The following is a 19,386-nucleotide window of genomic DNA, read 5'->3' on the forward strand; positions in this document are numbered from 1 at the left end:
ATTTATTCTTTAGTGATAGAAATCTGAAATGAAACCTCCCTTTTTATTATTTCGAGTATTGGTATTTTCACTCCCTCTGTTTGCTTCAATATCCTGGGCACAGGAATCAACGATGCCAGATGCAATATCACTGTCCCACTTGCTTGATAACGTCTCATATATCGACCCTGAAACGATCGAAAACCTCATACTTAAAGATCAGGATTTCATTCTTTATTCTGACCTGAAGTTTCAGGAACAATCATTGACCTGGGGTGATGAGCTCATCGAAATTGGTAAAATAACGGGCATGGGGGTTCTGGCGGCAACCAGCTATGGCATTATTCATGATTTGATCACCACTCAAATCCATTTCGGCTATTTCTCTGACCTAAACCTGACTCATCATGGACTGGTAACACTTAAACATTTTCCGTGGGTATACCATTCAGAATCTCGAATTCTGTACGCGCTGCTCTGGGGCACCATTTCAACATGGTGGGTAGGACTGCCCCTGGGAGGCCTTTCTGCTATTGCAGCCAGGATAGATCCCAAATCCATTAAACACACATGGCATGATCTGGTCAAACCTATCTCTGTTTTAATAGCTGCGAATCTGGGTGCTGCACTAATGACCGGCGTCATGACTTATGCCACCACAGGCGACAGATTTTCTGCGGTTGCAGCAATGCACAATAGTTCATACCTCGCAGGTGCTGCGGGCGGCCTGCTGCTGCCATTTTATATTTACTTTTCACGCCCGGGCTTCACTGGTACGTTACAAAGTCAATGTATGCACATGACGGATACACTATTAAAGCTGTTTAAAGATAACCCTGACAATCCGGATATACTGGCACTGATTCGCTTTCTCCTGAATAGTTCGAATGGAAATTGTCATCTACCAGAATAGTTCTGCCATAGGAATATAAAGTAATCTTGGTCAGTGAAAAAATGGATCCATGATCATGAACATTTCCGAAGCAGCCAAACTGACCAATTTAATCCCTAAAACTGGCTGGCTAGGAGGCTGACAGAGAATAGCACTCATAGCGAGGATGGTAGCGATTTTTCAGACCAATTTACTACCACCGTACGACTGCATGGATGCAGGAGCTAGTACCCAAGGGCATAAATGCAACCCAAGGGCAGTTGCCGTGTAGGGCAGTCTATTCTCGGTCAGGCTCCCAGGGTATCAGGTTGTCTGATCCAGAAAAGCAATGACTTGCTGACCCAGATCTGCAGGTAAGGCGTCAGCAGAAATCTCAAGATGCCTCTTCAGCTCCCCCCTGCCGAGTAAGCTGGATAGCATGCCAGATAAACCCCGTTGCTGACGATCCACTTCAAACCACAGTTTCAGTCGCTTCTCGTCCCGCCAGGCAACCACCTCAAGCTCTCGCCAGCGCCCGAGGAATTTTCCGGATACCGGCACAAATTCAAACTCCTGCACAAACGGTAGCTCGAAACCTTTTGCCGCTTCGCATTCTGCCTGACGGAGTTGTAAACCAGATCCCATGAGCGCTTCGAACAAACTACGCAACAATGGATCAGGCCTGACCACCAGTAGATCCGTATCCGATGGGTCAATAGCGAACTGGATATCCAGACCAGTTTCCAGCCACACCTTACCTTCCCCCAAGGTAATAGGTGTATTCCAAGGCAACGTAAAACTGTCTTTGAAAACCCGCTCCTCGCCCGCCGCAATAATAAACGACTCTGGTAGTGACCACTCACTGAGGGAGTAAACTTGTTTTACTTTCTCCTTAACCGATTCGTCACCATTACCTTTATTCCTTTCAATCTCTTCAAAATACTGACAGCAAATATCGAGATAAATATTATCAATTTGCTGCTCGACACTTCCGCCCTTCACATAGATATTGAAATCGACCCGTTCTCCAGGAACTAATTCCGGTTGCTTTAAAACAGCGTCAACTTTAGTAGCACCAATAGAAAGAGATGCCATGGCTTTTTTCAGTAGTGACATATACGGCTTTTGCACATTATTGTGGTTTATAAAATTTTGTAGGTTTGAGTAGTTTGCCATTTGGAACCGAATATTTCTGGCTTGTTGACCAGGTTCTCTGCAAGGCGCAACGGCGGGAGCATAGCGAGCTATGTGACCAGAGTTGCAACGCAGTCAGAGGGCCTGATCAATGAGTCAGAAAATATGATTTCAGGTGGTTAACTACTTATAAATTGGTTTATTCAGGCCATTGCAACTGGCCATTCACCACCAGCACACAGTCCATTCCAGCTGAGGTAGCTGCCTGTCGTCCAAGCTCAGTATCCTCAAAAACCAGGCAGTGTTTTGGCTCAATGCCCATCTGCTCCGCAGCTTTCAGAAACGTCTCCGGATGCGGTTTGCCATTGTTGACATCCGTCACGGTGACCAACGTATCGAGACGACCCAGCACACCCACTTCATTCAATAATGCTAACGCATCTCCACGCAGAGCGCCGGTTCCGACCGCCAGTTTTTTCTTACCTTCTGCAGCCAGTAATACCTGATACGTTTCCTCGATCAGCACGGGCCCCTGAAAGATATCTTCCAGCGACTGTCGCTTGGTTTCAGCCACCTTTTCCGCATCCAGAGTCAGGTTATAACGCTCACTGATCATTTCAGCGGTTCTCTCCGTGGACACACCGCCAAGAGAATGATGCCATTGGCGATCATAGGGAAAACCATGAATTTCTGATGTTTTCTTCCAGGCATCGAGGTGGGAAGGCATTGAGTCAATCAAAGTGCCATCCATATCAAAAATGATGGCATCATAGCGCTGAAGTTTGCTGAGCATATTCACTCTCATGGCGTCTACAGGAATACCGTGTTTTATACATCCCCGGGAAAGTCGTCAACCTACTTCAGGATATATTTTATACCAATGGCGTTTTTAAATTTTGGAGCGAGCAAGTTATTTTGGGCGACTGGGCAAGGCGAAGAGACGAGTCATAGCCATAGCTATGGCGAGGAACTTCAACGCAGATCCAGTCGTTCAAAATAGCTGCGCAGCCCATAATTTAAAAACAGAATTGGTATTATATGCTGAACAACCAGGTTATCTGACAGGAAGGGCCTTATTTTGAGCAACTGAATTTCAAAGACACACGACAGAACTTTGGTATTAGATACCTGGCGATTTTCTCATCAACGATCCGACAGACATTTTGTATCGCCTCAAGGAATCTGACAGCCAACGAGTCTGACGGCAACACCAACCGGATGGGTGCCAATAAAGATTGACCGATAATAGGCTCTAAAAACCCTTCTGTTGTCACTTTGGCCTGTTCAAAAGGTTCTATAAAGCGGTGAACGTCCGCTCTGGTAAAGTTATGCACATCAATGCAGTCATGCTCCCAACGCAATCGGGTGGTCGATTTTCGCTTCAGGAACATATAGAGCTTATTCAAAAGTACTAAAGGCATCTTCAACAAATTGATTGCCAACGCACCAAACCAGGTAGGCTCGCCAATGATCACTACCTGCCCTCCTGGCTTTAGCACCCTATGAACTTCTATTAGAAACTGATCTGGGTGAGGAAGGTGATGAAGAAATGCACAGCCAACAATGAGCTCAACACTATTATCATCAAAAGGCAGTCGTATCATATCGGAAACACACGTTTCTATGTCAGCTCCAACGTTCCGGGCATTCTCGAGGGCGACATCAAGACTCACTTTACTGATATCAACGGCGATGACCTTATCATACCAGCCTGTAGTCGCCAGATTCACTGCCAGATTCCCCGTTCCAGCACCGACATCTACCACTTTACCTTCCTTCTTCAGTGGATTGACAGCGACCCGCTCTAACTCAGAAATCAGCTTATTCCTGGTCGATGGCGTAAAACTCACCCCCATTCTTTCGTCGTATGTCTGAGCTTCTACCTCATCATGGAATCGCCGGTTAGTATCTAAGATCCGATCAGTATCTACATTCAATTTCATAACACACTCCATTGCGTTTATAGAGAAAATGATTGCTTTCAGTATCGGACGTTATCCTTTTATTTTTACCTTATCGGAATTCATAAAGATCTTGTAATACCAATGGCGTTTTTAAATTTTGGAACGAGCAAGTTATTTTGGTCGACTGGGCAATACCCGAGGGCATAAAGGCGTAGAGACGAGTCATAGCCTTTACGCCCTGTGGGTGTTAGCTATGGAGAGGAGTTTCAACGCAGATCCAGTCGGTCAAAATAGCTGCGCAGCCCATAATTTAAAAACAGAATTGGTATAAGTTCCCAACCATATGATGAAGCCATATTTTCTGACTCATACGCTCCCCATATGACCGGATACCTATTATCGGTCAGCCGCTTAGTGCGACATGAATAATTTAATACTGCCGTCTTCTTGGTACGCAAAAGTAGTGTATGGGTCTTTACGGTCTCCATACTCCATACCGGGAGACCCCATGGGCATTCCCGGTACCGTCAGACCTCGAAAATCGGGTTTCTCTGTCAGCATTTTCAAAACATCCGAAGCGGGTACATGACCCTCCACAGCATAATCACCAACAAATGAGGTATGACAGGAGCCAGCACCATAGGGAATATTGGCCATCTGTTTATACTTACCCATATCCTGTGCATTGTGGACTTTCACTGTAAAACCATTCTCTTCCATATGCTTGACCCAATCAGAACAGCAACCACAGGTAGGTGATTTGTAAGTGGTCACAACCGGTAGAGTCTGCTGCGCAGATACGAAGGGAGTCATTGCCAGCGCCATTGAAGCCAGGAACAGTGCTATTTTACTTTTCATATAATAGGCTCATCAAAGAAATCAGGTGATTCATTATTATCAAAACTGCTTATTCAATCCATCGCCTCATTAAGATATTTATTCACTCTTTCTTCGTTGTACAGAAACAGGACGCCACAGGCAATAAAAGAAAAGCTGCAACCAATCCAGGCCGTTAAGGAAACACCCAGCTCTGTGGGCTGCCCATGATTGCTGCCAATAATCAACAGCGAAGGGAAAATCAAACTGGTAACAGAACCCGCCAGTTTCACATTTAAGCTTTGCAGCCCAAAAAAGGTGGCTTCTTTATGCTCACCCGTACGACGGGTGTCGGAGAGCGTAATATCGGTCATCATAGCTGCTGGAATAATGCTCGTTACTGCGATGGGAATTGCCCCCAACAAGACGATCAAGCCCGCCACTACCAATGGATAAGTCACTGAGGGCGCAAAAGGAATCATGGAAAACACTGCCCCTTCCAGCATCAAGGCAACGATATAGATATGCTTCTTCGGATAAAAACGGGTTAAACGAACTACCAGCGGATACAGGGCAAAACTGGCAAAGAACATCGCCACCATAAACGGTGTTGCCCACTGCTCCTCCAAACCAAGCAGCATGGTTACATAATAAACGGCACCGGTTTCCAGAAAGTAGGTGGCCATCAACGTCAAACAATTCACGATGACAAAGACCCTAAAGTCTTTGTTCTTTAATGCTTCTCCCATGGATTTCAAAGCGCCCTTGCTGGCAGAGCGCCCATGACAATCCCGACGTTCATCAATAACCACCAGCGGTACAAACATGCAGATCGTGCCCAACAATGCAAAGCAAACCACAATCAGCTGAAGTGCCTCAATAGAGGTCATTCCATATCCTTCCAGAATCCCTTTAAAGAACCACAGCGTTTGTCCAACACAGAAAGCGACGCCCCAGGCAGCAGCACTCATCATTGCCAGAAATACCCGATCATCTGCCGTCTTTCCTAACTCGGGAATCAATGCACCGTAGGGCACCACATACAGCGTCATGAACAGATAAAAAAGCAGAACACTGCCTGCCACCCAAATAATGTTCAAGGAGGATGCCGCATCGTCCGGTGGAAAAAAGGTTGCCACTGACGTCAATGCAAAAGGTACAAAACCAATCATCATAAATAAGCGACGTCGGCCAAAGCGGCTTTGTGAGCGATCACTCAGGTTAGCAATAAAAGGACTGGAAAACGCATCAAGTACACGACTGATTGCGGTGATGATACCCAGTGCAGTCAGCCCAAATAGAATGGGAATACGGGGAAGCAACTCCGGAATTTCTGTCTGCCCTTCGACCACCGGCGGAAAATAAAAGTAACTCAAAACAATCCCCATGGAGAATGCCGTGAGTGTCGAGCCAAAATGACCAAAGGAAAAAAGCACCAATCGCCACCTGGGTATACGAGGTAGCGGCGCTCTAACACCGCTTTCTATTACTGCCATAGATTCAAATTTATATTCTAGAATTAACCATCATTGAGCATTTGCTCAGGGAGTAAGGCCAGTGTGATTTTTTCGGAATACGACATTCTGCCATTTTCAAACAACACCGCCACGTCGCCATTGGAAAGCGCGCCTAAATCAGAATAGCCCGATGCACCTGGGTAGACAGAAACACTGGTATCCCAACTACTGCCTTGATCGTTACTCAGTCGCACCGTCATATTTACCCGAGCCTTGGTGTGGGCAGGGTTAGAGAACAGTAAACCCTTTTGACCGTATTCCAGCACTGAGGCCTGACAAACCGGTGTGTACAATGCCACGTCCTTTTTCACATCAAGCCAGCTGATGCCACCGTTATCAGAAGTACTCATCCATCGACCATTAGGCGCCGGTGCTCGTCCAAGAGCCGCATGCTGACGGGTAGAAAGATAGATACTGCCATCCTCAAGCTCTGCGACAGCCGACTCATCACCATCATTCAGTAACTCACTTTTACGCCAGTTCTGACCCAGATCATCGCTGAGTAATACCAGTGCACGATTGCCGCCTTTTTGAACCTGATAGCCCGGCACGACTATACGACCAATCGCAGGTGCTTTAGATTTTTGAATACCATGACCCGGACCAAAAATAAGATCGTCATAAGGCAGCACGATTCTTTCACTCCAGCTACTACCACCGTCAGGGCTGGAGATCATGACCGGTGTCATACCGTCAATACCACTGATGTTATGAGCGAGAAAGACAATACCGTTTGTTTGCTCAAAAACTGGCGTCGGGTTTCCGCACTTACCTCGGGCATCCCCAACCTCATATCGACAAACAACCTGCTGTTCATTCCAGGATCGTCCACCGTCATCACTGATCTTCAGCACCAGATCGATAACACCATTATCCAGAGCGCCATCGCGCCGGGCTTCTGCAATCGCCAGAAGACGGTCAGAGTTTAGAACTTCTCCGGAAGACAAACGACTTCCCGCCGGTATGATCAGCATGCCGGGAATGCGATAAATGGCATAGCCATTCTCACCACCGACAAACACATCATTAACCACAGTCAGGTCAGGATGATACTCCGGATCATTAATCCACTCCGTCGTTGCCATTAACGGCCAACCTGCCAACGCCACCACAGCAAGAGCTGCCATTCTGTGAGCGACCAATCTCGACAGTTTTCGAACCATAAAGGCACTGAGCACCAATACAATCGCCAGAAAGCCCCAGGCTACGCCCAGAGCAGCAATCACTTCATCAAAGATACTGACCGGTTGAAAATAGTCGTAAAGGACACTGTCTAAAAACACCATTACTAACAATGCGGCAACGGTCGTAAATGCAACAAAGTATGGCAGCGAGCGACTTGGTTTTTTCTCAATTTCTGAACGGTCTGTCCACAAACTTTTGATGACTCGAAGGGACGTGAAACCGTAAACCGCACCATAAATCACGGCCAATGCCGTCAGTGCAGCCAACGCTTCGATACCCGATGCGTTAAACAGTAGAAACATGACCAGAAACATCAGCAACCCGATGGTACTGATGGTGGTCATAACAGCGAGCGTTCTGGAAAACACTGTCATCATCTCAACCTTTATTTTGATTATTATATAGGTTCAAGAATGCCTGATCAGGCGATGGTCAGGCTATTGATTGTGTCATCTCTTTTTCCGATACAGGCTCTTCCACCAGATCATCAAGATGTTGATTAACACGATCTTCGTCGTAAAACTTTAAAGCAATGGCGGCGATAAAACAGAAGCCAGCACCAACAAAAGCTGTAATGGAAACCCCCAGAGTGCTTGGTGTGCCACTACTGCTGCCAATAATCAACAAAGATGGGAAAACCAGACTGGTAACAGACGTTGCCACTTTAATATTGAAGTTCATGGCACCAAAGAAGACACCTTCCTTATAACTACCAGTTCGATTGCCATCGGAGCGGGCAATATCCGCCATAATCGCTGTGGGGAGAATGCTATTGATGGCCGTTGGAATCGCCAACAACAGAATCAGCACCCAACCGGTCAAAGCAGCATCGGGTAGAACGGCACATAATGGCAGCAACGCAAATAATAAACCGTGTAGAACTACCGCAAAAATCTGCATGTTACGTTTAGAGATTTTTCGGGTCAGTTTGACCACAAATGGGTAGCAGGCAAAACTGCAACCAAACATAACGATCATAATTAATGATGCTGTGGCTTCATCCAACCCCATTAACATCGTCACATAATAGATGGCGCCAGTTTCCAAAAAGAACGTCGCCATAAAAGTGACTACGTTGGCAATGGTAAATACTCTGAAATCCGGATTTTTAAATGCGGATCTCATCGCCCCGAACACAGGTTCAGAGCAGGTATTTCCTTCACAGTACTTGCTCTCATCAATCGCCAGAATCGGCACCAGCATAGCCAGTGCACCCAGAAATGCGAACAGACCAGCACAGATTCTGATGGCCGTCATAGCATCCATCCCTGATGCTTCAAGCACATCTTTGATCACCCAGATCAATTGCCCTGTTGCAAAAGCCAATGCCCAGGCAACCGAGTTGGCTGTTGCAATAAAAACGCGATCTGCAGAGGTTTTTCCCAGCTCCGGAATCAGTGCCGTATAAGGCATGACGTACATAGTCATAAACAGATAAGCGAGAATACCAAACACCACAACCCATATTGCATTGGTGATGGTTGGCACCGTATCTGGTGGTGTAAAAATTAACACCGAGCAAATAGCAAAAGGCACGAGAGAGAACGCCATAAAAATACGACGACGGCCAAATTTATGCACCGACCGGTCACTCATGTTGGCAATGATTGGATCAGTAATGGCATCAAACAGACGAGAAATGGCAATAATAAGGCCGAGTAACGTCAGCCCCATAAATACTGGTGCTCTGGTAATTAATTCGGGTATCGGTTCAACACCATCGATCACCGGGGGAAAGTAGAAGTAATTGATCACTGACATAAAACAGAATGCTGTCAGCATCCACCCAAAATTACCAAAGGAGTACAACACCAACCGCCACCGTGGCACTCTCATTGTATTTTCCATCACTTATCCCCCATCCCGCTGTTATTTTTATTGTTAGGAAATGGCTAGGAGGCTGTCCGAGAATAGACTGCCCTACTGCGGTGGCAGCAAATTGGTCTGAAATTTCGGTTTTGTTCGTCAAATAGCGCGCTATTCTCCTCACAAAACCGAATTTTTATCCTCAATTTTCTGCCATCCTCGCTACGGGCGCTATTCTCGGACAGCCTCCTGATTTTCTGAACACAAACTCGCATTATTCTGCTTTGATTGCAAAGTACCACGTCGTGCAATTTGCTGTTGTAGCCAATAACCGGAATCTTTGATGGTGCGCCGGCCACTGTCAAAATCCACATAAACCAAACCAAAACGGGTGCTATAGCCCTTGGCCCATTCAAAGTTATCAAGCAATGACCAGGCAAAATAGCCACGGACATCAACGCCCTTTTCTTTCGCTTTCAGCACTTCCTGAATATGAGTTTTCAGATACTGTACGCGAGGATCGTCATTCACCTGACCACCACGCTCTTCATCAAAGTAAGCAGCACCGTTTTCAGTGATGTACACTGTCGGATTGCCGTACTCTTCCTTCATCATCATCAATAGTTGGCTGAACCCTTCCGGATAAATCTCCCAATCCATGGCCGTGTATTGATATGGGTCTGGCTCTGGTTTTCTGGGAACAAAGGAACCTCTCAACCCAGGTACAAGACGATTGCCTTTTACAAATTCTCGGCTGTAATAGTTAAGACCTGTGAAATCTGTGGGTGTTTGAATAATATCAAAATCCCCTTCATTTACGGGCGGACGAAACCAGCGAAACCGTTTCCACATTACCTCGGGATACTGACCTTTAAAGACCGGATCAAAAGCAATGCCATTCATAAAAGCATTGGCTGTTTTTTCTGCATCCCGATCAATCGGCCGCGTACCTCTGGTGTGCATGGGTGTATAACTCAGAGTCAAACCGGCCTGCGCCTCACTGTCTTCGCTGCGTATGGCCTGCATCGCCAAACCATGACCCAGAAGAATATGATGCATGGTGCGCCAGAAGGCCCATGGATTCCGTTTACCGGGAGCATGGTGGCCAAACAGATGGCCAAACGTCGCGTGCTCCCAGGGTTCATTGACGGTAATCCAGTTTTTAATGCGATCACCAAAATGATTAACGACAGTCCTTGTGTAATCAGCAAAGTGATAACAGGTGTCACGACCGGCAAAACCGCCGGTTTCCTTATACAGCGCTTCTGGAGTATCCCAGTGAAAGAGTGTGGTAAACGGCGTAATACCCGCTTCCAGTAAAGAGTCCACAAGGCGATCGTAAAATGCCAAACCTTTCTGGTTTACCTTACCTTTGCCCTCGGGAAATATTCGTGACCAGGAGATGGAAAATCGATAAGCGTCCATGGAAAGCTGCTTCATAATATCCACATCTTCCTGATAACGATGGTAATGGTCACAGGTAATATCGCCAGTGTGACCATGATCAATCTTGCCCAGTGTATGACAAAATGTATCCCAAATGCTTGGGCCACGGCCATCTTCAGCGACGGCACCTTCAATTTGATAGGCAGCGGTCGCGGTGCCTATCAGAAAATCATCAGGAATATTGAGATGATCAGACATATGCATGCAACGACGTATTTTATAGTTATGTTGTCTTCATCATCTGACCATCATCGTATAATGTCAATATAAACCTGAATAATATTCATCTTTTATTTATATTCTGGTAAATAGTCCCGATGAGCATTGATAAGGTCGTCACACAGGTTAACAATCTGATCCATGGTTAACTCCGACGACGTATGTGGATCAAGCATGGCGGCGTGATAAATATGCTCTCTGCGTTGAGTCAGTGCTGCCTCTATGGTCAAATCCTGAACATTAATATTCGTTTGATTCAACGCAGCCAGTTGAGGCGGAAGTGCGCCCGCAAACGTCGGTGTAATGCCGTTTTGATCTGCAAGACAAGTGACTTCTACCACCGCATGTTCCGGCAGGTTAGTGATCAGCCCTTTATTCAGTACATTGCCTCCAAAGGTATACGGTGCACCAGCTTCCATCGCCTCTAGCATATAGGACGCATACTCTTCAGAACGAGTGTGAGGCAAAGCATCACCTTTGCGCCAGGCTTGTAATAGGCCTTTAACCTCATTAGCCGTACTTTCATCGAGCAACGTCATTAACTGCGATTCCATATCCTCAGTTAACATACCACCGAGTGCGGCTTCAATGCCCGCCCATAAATGCTCATACTCTTCACAACGGCGAGGATATTCATCAAGGGGAATATTAAATCGCTCGATCAGCTCTGGCGCGGATGATTTGATAAAATAAGGGTTGTATTCTGCATTGTGCTCGCTGGACTCTGTCACATAGTGACCAAAGCGCTTCATCAGCTCATAGCGAACCATGTCATTATGCTTACCCGTTTTACTGCGCGTTTCAGCCATTTTTTTGATCTGCGGATACAGGTCTTCGCCATTACGGGTGATCTCCAACAACCAGGCCATATGATTGATACCAGCAATCTTCCACTTTACGCCTTCCACTGGAATATCCAGCGGCTTTAGCAGCTCAGGCACGCAACACTGTACGCTATGACACAAACCAACTGTTTTTACGTCAGTTGCCCTTAATATGGCGCCTGTAACTATGGCCATAGGATTCGTGTAGTTCAGTAACCACGCTTTTGGGCACAGCTCCTGAATATCCCGGGCGATATCCAGCATGACCGGAATAGTACGAAGACCACGGAAGATGCCGCCAATACCCAATGTATCGCCAATGGTCTGGCGTAAGCCATAGCGGGAAGGAATCTCAAAATCAATCACGGTCGCTGGTTTGTAACCACCCACCTGAATAGCATTGAACACATAATCCGCCCCGTTTAGCGCTTCTCTACGATCAAGGTGTGTGGTAATGGTGGCTTTCGAACCAAATGAACGACTGATTGCTTCCATAATCTGAGCGGTCTGCTCGAGCCGCTTCTGATCAATATCATGGAGAGCAAAATGACTGTCTTCTAATACCGGGCTGGACATACAATCACCAAGCAGGTTCTTGGCGAACACGGTACTTCCGGCACCAATCATGGTGATTTTTGGCATAACAATGACTCCCCAGTAAACGACATGTTTTATTTATAATGATGGTCTGGTACTACTATAGGGAGCGGAAACCTCAGACTGAATGGTGGAATGTCGGAAGATGTTGGCAAAAAGTCAGAATTACTACAGAACCACGCACACCCCAACAGAACATTATTTTGAAAAAACACCGTTCTGCGCCCAGGATATTATCCTCTATCACTGCGGTGAACATGTTCGATCCACAGCCAGTCATACCGCCAACCCAAAAGATCATTTCCTGTTGCATGTCGTTTATGATGGCGGTGGTACACTTCAGCTGGATAACGCCAGCCATCAACAAACCATCGATGTGCAATCAGGCGATGTATTTCTAATCCGCCCTGACACCCATGCCCGATATCAGGGAGATAAAAACACCCCATGGTCTTACTGCTGGATTGGTATTCAAGGCCAACTTGCAGAAAGCATCCTTAATCATGCAGGGTTTGATAATCATCAGTCAGTTGTCCATTACTCCGATGCTCATCAGAATAAGCTGATTGATTCATTAAAAACATTGATGAAAGCAACAGCACAGGAAAGGCACAACCCTCTATCACTTCTTAGCGAGGTCTACCGATTTCTTGGGTTAATGCAGCAAAACCAACCCGAACACAACCCAGTGCCAGTCTCCCCTCAGCGCAGTCATTATTATCTTGAACATGCTCACCAGTACATCAGCAAGCACTATGACCAGAAAGTGGCTCTGGATGACATTGCCTGCAACATTGGCATCAGCCGAAAACACCTGAGCAGCCTCTTTCGGGAGAAATACGGCCAGTCACTGAAGAGTTACCTCACCACCTTCAGAATGCGACGCGCCTGCGAACTATTACGACAGCAGCCACCCATCTCCGTCGAGGTGGTGGCATGCAGAGTGGGATATGACGATGTTCACGGGTTTTCCCGCATGTTTCGAAAATACATGACTCTGTCACCCACTCAGTACCGCGATAACAGTAAGTGCATGACCTCTATCTGTAGTTCGGTATTACGATAATGATGAAAGCGTCTGACTCATATTTCTCAATAACATTTTAAACGACGACAGCAGTTTTCTGCTCTCAGCCTCTTCCGTCATTAAACAAAGTCGGATGGTGTTTCCTGCCAGATGCGTCATCAGCAATGCATAGCTTTCCAGCTCTGCCAGCTTGCTCTCATCCACAAAAGGGGATAGTGCTTCCATAATGATACCCGCAGAATCGCGACTCACTTGAAGCTCACTGTTATTCATGACTTTGTCAGAAGCCAGACCATACCAAATATCAGTAATCACCGGTTCTGATTTATACCACTCGTAATATTCATCCAACATTTGCTCAAGGGCATCAAAACCCTGATCCAGATTTTCAATACCCGACAGCGACACCCTAATCAACTCATTGGTGGTATCGATATATCGCTTATCCAGTGCCTGAAGAATGGCCCGTTTGTTGGGAAAATACTGGTAAATCGAGCTTGGTGTGACCCCTGCCCGATCCGCCAGCTCGTGGATTTTTAAACCACCTGCCCCTTTTTCGCTGACGATATCGCGAGTGGCATTTAATATCGCATCCACCCGAGTTCTGCTTCGCTTCTGGCTTGGATTTCGACGAGCTTGTTTTTTAACAGGGGCGGCCGTTTCACTCATAAGTTAACGTTCTCAATTATTCTGCCAGAGCTTCCAGCTGAGGCTTCACTGTTTGTGGTGATATATATGATGGTAAATGTGGTGATAAATCTACACGTCCTGTGACTGTGAGTCGATGTTCAACTTCACCAAAACGCTCATTACTAATGTTTACCAACCCTTCGCCACTTAAACCGGTAGTTTTCACCCAAAATGCCACTCCTCCGCCAACCAGAGCAATATGCCCCGGCCCAATGACTTCGATAGGTCCCTTGGTTGAAATCGACAACACATCATTGGCATAGGGCATAACATTGTCGCCTTCATCGACACATCGAACCACAAAGCGGGTGACATCGTAAGTTGCCTCTTCCTGCAAGGCTGTATCGTCTACCTGAACATCCAATCGCTGCTCAAAGGACTGCAAACAACTCTGCTCACAGACCTTCTGATTATTCTGGTAACCCTCTATTCGAAAAGTTGTTGCCGAGTCACCCCAGCCGCCAACGTATTTACTGTAAAGTGCCACGCCATCACTGAGCTGCATTCGGTTCTTTTTTAATAGATACAGCATTTTCAGTTTGCTCATCAAAGGCAGGCTTTCAATACCAACCCTGCCAACTTCAATGAGAATTTCTTTTATCAGTCGACTGTCTTTTTTACTGAACGTCTCATTTTCTTCTATCAGATTGCCAATCAGGTTATCAATAATAATGGGCGGATTGGGTACATGGGGATACTGCTTCCTGGCCGGATAAAACGTCTCGATGAATTGGTCATTCTTATAGAGTTTTATGTATTCACAGTTCGTGAACACATGCACATCACTTAATTCACTGCCCGGATAATCCCCCATCCGCATATTGCTCAACACCTGCAAATAGGGTGTTTCATTTTGCTGAGCCGCATAAGTTGCCGCGGCATACTTTGGAATACGGAACATATCCATCACACCGTGGTAACAGATGCGATCACCACTGCCAAAATCTTTATGGGTGTTGTAATCAAACATGCACCAGCCAATGGCACCGCTGATACCATCGTCGGCATACATGGCATCCAAAACCCTCAGGTGTCTCAGTGCGTGCTCTAATCGATGCTCTTGAGAATCAAAGGATTTGGTTGGGAACATATGCCCATTGTGTTCCGTCACCAAATAGGGAGCTTTATGGCCGATAACCGATTCGGGCTTGTCCAGCCCTCGCGTTTGTCCATTATGGACAAAGTCATTGTAGGTGTAGACATCCTCAATAAGATGGCTGTCTTTACGACAACGGACACCGCCCGTTGGTCGTGTATCGTCCAACGTTTTGGCGATACGCTGGGTCATCTCATAGAGTTCATCACAATCTTCGGATTCATTAATTCGGACACCCCAGATAAAAATGCTGGGCCGATTCCAATCCCGGCGAATCATCTCTTTCACATGCTGTCGTGTAATATCCCACCACTCACCTTTGTCACCAATGTGCTGCCAACCCGGAATTTCATTAAACACCAGCAAACCCAGCTCATCGCAACGATCCAGAAAATGTTGACTTTGGGGATAATGAGAAAGTCGCACCGTATTCAGCCCCAGCTCATGCTTCAGAATCTCAGCATCTTTATACTGGGCACGCTTTGGCATGGCATAGCCCACATACGGAAAGGACTGGTGTCGGTTTAAACCGCAAATCTTCAGTGGCTGGCCATTCAGATAAAAACCATTCACCCGGAATTCCACTTCACGAAAACCAAAACGATACTGACTCTTATCCAACAATAATCCGTTGTCGTACAACTGGATAACCAGGTCATACAAGTGTGGATTCTCGGTGTCCCAAAGCTCAACATTTTCTATCTTTTGTTGTATTTCAACCTGCTGAGTTAGCTCGCCATTCAGCAAAACAACACTTTGAAACTGATCCACAAGAAGATCGTTTTTCATTAGGGAGCACTGAGCCGTGATCGCTGAATTTAATCCAGTTTTATTCTCAAGATAGAGATCCAAATCCAACAATTTTTCAGTATTGAGTACATTCCGGGTTCGAACATGGCAGTTCTCGACCATCACCGGGCCGGTAAACTCCATCCAGACTTCCCGGTAAATCCCCCCGTAGGTCAGATAATCTACTACATAACCAAAGGGTGGGATCTCTTTGCGCTCGCGGGAGTCCACATAAACCACCAGCTGGTTATCCTTGCCATATTTTAAATAGCGGGAAACATCGACGTTGAACGGCGTATAACCACCTTTGTGTTCCGTCACAAAATAGCCATTAAGGAAAAGGCGAGCATAGGTCATCACCCCTTCAAAATGCAGAATTGCGGGCTGACCTTTTAGGTAAGATTCGACGTGAAGTGTCTTACGGTAACAACTTTCAAACTGATAGCTTTTTTCATCGAAGTTGTTGTAAGGCAGCTCTTTATTAGTGTGGGGAATCTGCACAAGCCCAAAGGTGCTGTCATCATAAGCCGGCGATATAAATTCTTCTTTAAAATCGGGGCAAAACTTCCAGTCAAAATTAAGGTGCTGGATGACTCTCATTTCTCACCTGCCATGGTACTTACTTTATAAAATTTTTATCCCATTAATACTCGGGGAAATGTGTCATGATATCAACACAAACATGAATATTATTCAGGTTACTAATAATTAGACCTTTCGCAACTGAACTTAGCAACCAATAGATTCACGTAAATCCTCTCTCTACTGCTGGTTCAAAACACCGTTTCCCGCTAACATCACCACCAGTAGTAAGGATATGAAAATAACAACCGGCAGTACAAACCATGACCGAATACTTAATGCCTGCAAAGTATGCCCGTTTGATTCTCAGGGTTGCCCAGGAGCAGGGTTACGATGTTCATGAGTTGATTGAAGATGCAGGGCTGTCGTTTAATCCGCTGGAGTTAGCGCCGGATGAAAGTTTTGAAATACCCACATTGACGTTCAGCAAACTGTTTCGCCGCATCTCCGATATTTTACAAGATGAAGCTTTTGGCCTCGGCACCGATTTTAAAGTACCTCCTGGCACTTTCCGAATTCTCTGTTACACCATCATTCACTGCAACACGTTACGAAAAGCCATGGATCGAGCCACTGAGTTTGCATCTATGATTTACGGCTTCCATGGTCTTAACATCAAACCTGTGCCTCCTTATAAGCAACAAAAAGGCAGTGATGATGCCACACTGGTTTATTCCACTGCTGCGAACCAATTCAACTCGGATATCAACCTGGAAAAACAGCTGCAAATTGTTAACAGCCTCTCCATGTGGCACCGATTCTGCTGTTGGCTGATTGGTAGCCAGATTATCATTAAGCAGGTGAATCTGATGGGACCACCTCAAAACGATTTTATTGGCCATCGATATTTCGACTGTCCGGTTGTCTTTGGACAGCAGGAAAACGCTCTGATTATCAATGCATCTGTTCTCGAAGCGCCTCTTATCCACAACGAAGAGTCTCTGGAGACTTTCCTGCAAACCGCTCCCTACAAGTTATTGATTATCGAAGAAGAGCAAAATTCCGAAAGCATCACTGATCGCATCCACGCCATTCTTGGGAACAATTTTGCCAGAAGCTTACCAACCTTTGATGAAATGGCTGAACTACTGAATATGTCATCAAGAACCTTCCGCCGACGCCTTGAAAATGAAGGTACGACCTATCAAAAGGTGAAAGATGAACACCGTCGGGATGCCGCGATTGAGTACCTCAACCGGACCCACTTGACGATTAATTCCATTGCAGCCCTAATGGGGTACGATGAACCCAGCGCTTTTCATCGTTCTTTTAAAAAGTGGACGGATATGACACCGGGTGAATTCAGGAAGCAAAAGCAGTCTACTCTTTAAAAGGGTGCTCTCTCTGAATAATTGAAACAAAAGAACTTCAATTGTACGACTATTATAAGAGACCGCTTTCCATAATAGACTCCGCCATGCCTGCTTCAATTGTGTCCAGCAATCGTGAAAAAATCGTTCTACAGATAGAGATCCCTATCGAAGCAGGCAATATGCTTGATCTTGAAAATAGTCTGCAAAAAACACTTAACGATGCTGGACAACTAGGGACTCAAGAGCTGCTTGGCCTCTTTGAACCAGCCAATAAAGAACCCATTGTCGTCAATAAACAAAAGTGGAGTTATAAGGGTAAAGTTCTGAAACACTATGAGTCCATGTATGGGAAAATACCTTTCAAACGTTCCGTCTATCAGGGAGTCAGAGGTGGTGTCACACTGTCGCCTTTAGATATAGATGCAGGCATTGTCGGATCAGCCACTCCTAAATTTGCAAAATCTCTCGCATGGAAGTATAGCCAAATGCCTGCCCCGGCAGTAAAAGAGGATTTCGAGGCTAATCATCAGAGAACACTCTCAAACTCCTACATCAAGCATCTATCTGACCGGGTTGGTGCCCTCATTGAAGAGCATTCCGATGCTGACCATGACTATGACCTTCCTCAACTTGATAAGCCCGTATCAACGGTAGCCATTGGGCTGGATGGCACCTGTATGTTGCTTTGTGAAGAAGGCTGGCGTGAAGCCATGTGCGGAACATTAAGTCTTTATTCAGCTGATGGTGACAGGTTGCACACGATCTATATCGGAAGTGCCCCGGAGTATGGAAAAGAAAGCTTCCTCACAAAATTAAACGACGAAATAACAGCGTTAAAGCAGAAATACCCTCAGGTAACTTATATCGGCGTTGCTGATGGCGCGAAAGAAAACTGGCGCTTTTTAAAACAGCATACTTCAGGACAGATACTCGACTTTTACCACGCCTCGGAATATCTAGGAGGTGTGGCGGAAGCACTCTTCCCAACTAGCAAAGCCAAGCGAAAACTGTGGCTTGAAGACAGGCTCCACTGCTTAAAACACAAGCGCGGGGGTGCTAAAAAGATCCTGCATGAGATTGAGTCAGCAGAGCTGCCTAAGAAAACCACTGCCCTAATAGAGAAGCGTTATAAAGCGGTAACCTACTTCACCAACAACCATCAGCTGATGAATTATCATCAAGCTATTAAACGACACTGGCCAATAGGTTCAGGGGTGACGGAAGCGGCTTGCAAGACATTGGTCAAACAAAGGCTTTGTTCCTCAGGCATGCGATGGAAAGCAACCGGAGCAGAAGTGCTTCTGAATACAAGATCACTGATTCAAAGTAAGGGCCGATGGGAACAGCTTTGGACGAACATCCTCTCTGGCAAGCAGAAAGTGGACTTATGAGTCAGTTATCAGACTGAGAGAGCACCCTTTAAAAATCTGTTATTTGAAGCAATCCCCATCATTGGTATTTAATGGAAACTCTGAAGCAAGGTTGTATTTTAACAACTTGAATTCAAGTAATAAATACATAACCCATAACTTTTCTTACATCAATCCCAGTTAACTCTTTGAAAGCCTCATAAGGTGTTTTGTAGTCAAGG

At 45.9% G+C, this 19,386-nt stretch carries 15 protein-coding genes; 4 read left to right on the forward strand and 11 right to left on the reverse strand.

Annotated elements, in window-relative coordinates:
- Positions 1 to 112: 112 nt before the first annotated feature.
- Positions 113 to 892 (forward strand): hypothetical protein, encoded by a 780-nt coding sequence (locus tag AKL11_RS17600; RefSeq protein WP_067519947.1) that lies wholly within the window; start codon positions 113 to 115, stop codon positions 890 to 892.
- 282 nt (positions 893 to 1,174) lie between these two features.
- Here AKL11_RS17600 and AKL11_RS17605 read toward each other — a convergent pair whose 3' ends face one another.
- The 9 genes from AKL11_RS17605 to AKL11_RS17645 form a co-directional block, all read right to left on the reverse strand.
- Entirely contained in the window at positions 1,175 to 1,966 is a 792-nt protein-coding gene (locus AKL11_RS17605; RefSeq protein WP_067520538.1) for a sporulation protein, read from the reverse strand.
- Between the two features lie 217 nt (positions 1,967 to 2,183).
- Positions 2,184 to 2,777 carry an HAD family hydrolase gene (locus AKL11_RS17610; RefSeq protein ID WP_067519949.1) on the reverse strand — a complete coding sequence of 198 codons (594 nt, stop codon included), beginning with the start codon at positions 2,775 to 2,777 and terminating at the stop codon, positions 2,184 to 2,186.
- Between the two features lie 280 nt (positions 2,778 to 3,057).
- Positions 3,058 to 3,927: a class I SAM-dependent methyltransferase gene (locus AKL11_RS17615; protein WP_067519950.1), complete on the reverse strand. Its 870-nt coding sequence runs from the start codon at positions 3,925 to 3,927 to the stop codon at positions 3,058 to 3,060.
- Between the two features lie 372 nt (positions 3,928 to 4,299).
- The gene (locus AKL11_RS17620) at positions 4,300 to 4,746 is read right to left on the reverse strand and encodes a DUF411 domain-containing protein (protein WP_067519951.1); all 447 of its coding nucleotides are present in this window, start codon (positions 4,744 to 4,746) and stop codon (positions 4,300 to 4,302) included.
- 53 nt (positions 4,747 to 4,799) lie between these two features.
- Positions 4,800 to 6,140, reverse strand: coding sequence for an MFS transporter (locus AKL11_RS17625; protein ID WP_067519955.1), 1,341 nt, complete (start codon positions 6,138 to 6,140; stop codon positions 4,800 to 4,802).
- Positions 6,141 to 6,223: 83 nt separating this feature from the next.
- Positions 6,224 to 7,750, reverse strand: a complete 1,527-nt coding sequence (locus AKL11_RS17630; RefSeq protein WP_157673641.1) for a sialidase family protein — start codon at positions 7,748 to 7,750, stop codon at positions 6,224 to 6,226.
- 88 nt (positions 7,751 to 7,838) lie between these two features.
- A complete protein-coding gene (locus AKL11_RS17635; protein WP_095210483.1) occupies positions 7,839 to 9,254 on the reverse strand; it encodes an MFS transporter in 1,416 nt (471 codons plus the stop codon).
- A gap of 189 nt (positions 9,255 to 9,443) precedes the next feature.
- The gene (locus AKL11_RS17640) at positions 9,444 to 10,856 is read right to left on the reverse strand and encodes a GH1 family beta-glucosidase (RefSeq protein WP_067520543.1); all 1,413 of its coding nucleotides are present in this window, start codon (positions 10,854 to 10,856) and stop codon (positions 9,444 to 9,446) included.
- Between the two features lie 92 nt (positions 10,857 to 10,948).
- Positions 10,949 to 12,343, reverse strand: coding sequence for an alpha-glucosidase/alpha-galactosidase (locus AKL11_RS17645; RefSeq protein WP_067519961.1), 1,395 nt, complete (start codon positions 12,341 to 12,343; stop codon positions 10,949 to 10,951).
- A 100-nt stretch (positions 12,344 to 12,443) separates the two neighbouring features.
- On the opposite strand from AKL11_RS17645, the gene AKL11_RS17650 reads away from it, so the two are divergent.
- Positions 12,444 to 13,364 carry an AraC family transcriptional regulator gene (locus AKL11_RS17650; RefSeq protein WP_067519962.1) on the forward strand — a complete coding sequence of 307 codons (921 nt, stop codon included), beginning with the start codon at positions 12,444 to 12,446 and terminating at the stop codon, positions 13,362 to 13,364.
- Here AKL11_RS17650 and AKL11_RS17655 read toward each other — a convergent pair.
- Together AKL11_RS17655 and AKL11_RS17660 are read right to left on the reverse strand one after the other, a co-directional pair.
- Positions 13,356 to 13,994: a TetR/AcrR family transcriptional regulator gene (locus tag AKL11_RS17655; RefSeq protein ID WP_067519964.1), complete on the reverse strand. Its 639-nt coding sequence runs from the start codon at positions 13,992 to 13,994 to the stop codon at positions 13,356 to 13,358. The genes AKL11_RS17650 and AKL11_RS17655 overlap by 9 nt on opposite strands.
- Positions 13,995 to 14,010: 16 nt before the next feature.
- Complete coding sequence (locus AKL11_RS17660; RefSeq protein ID WP_095210485.1) at positions 14,011 to 16,500, reverse strand: glycoside hydrolase family 2 protein; 2,490 nt, start codon at positions 16,498 to 16,500, stop codon at positions 14,011 to 14,013.
- A gap of 245 nt (positions 16,501 to 16,745) precedes the next feature.
- Here AKL11_RS17660 and AKL11_RS17665 point away from each other — a divergent pair, with 245 nt between their 5' ends.
- A complete protein-coding gene (locus AKL11_RS17665; protein WP_067519965.1) occupies positions 16,746 to 17,813 on the forward strand; it encodes an AraC family transcriptional regulator in 1,068 nt (355 codons plus the stop codon).
- An 86-nt stretch (positions 17,814 to 17,899) separates the two neighbouring features.
- Positions 17,900 to 19,186, forward strand: a complete 1,287-nt coding sequence (locus AKL11_RS17670) for an ISKra4 family transposase (protein ID WP_067519966.1) — start codon at positions 17,900 to 17,902, stop codon at positions 19,184 to 19,186.
- Positions 19,187 to 19,386: the final 200 nt, after the last annotated feature.

Source organism: Endozoicomonas ascidiicola (assembly GCF_001646945.1).
Classification (GTDB): Bacteria; Pseudomonadota; Gammaproteobacteria; order Pseudomonadales; family Endozoicomonadaceae; genus Endozoicomonas; species Endozoicomonas ascidiicola.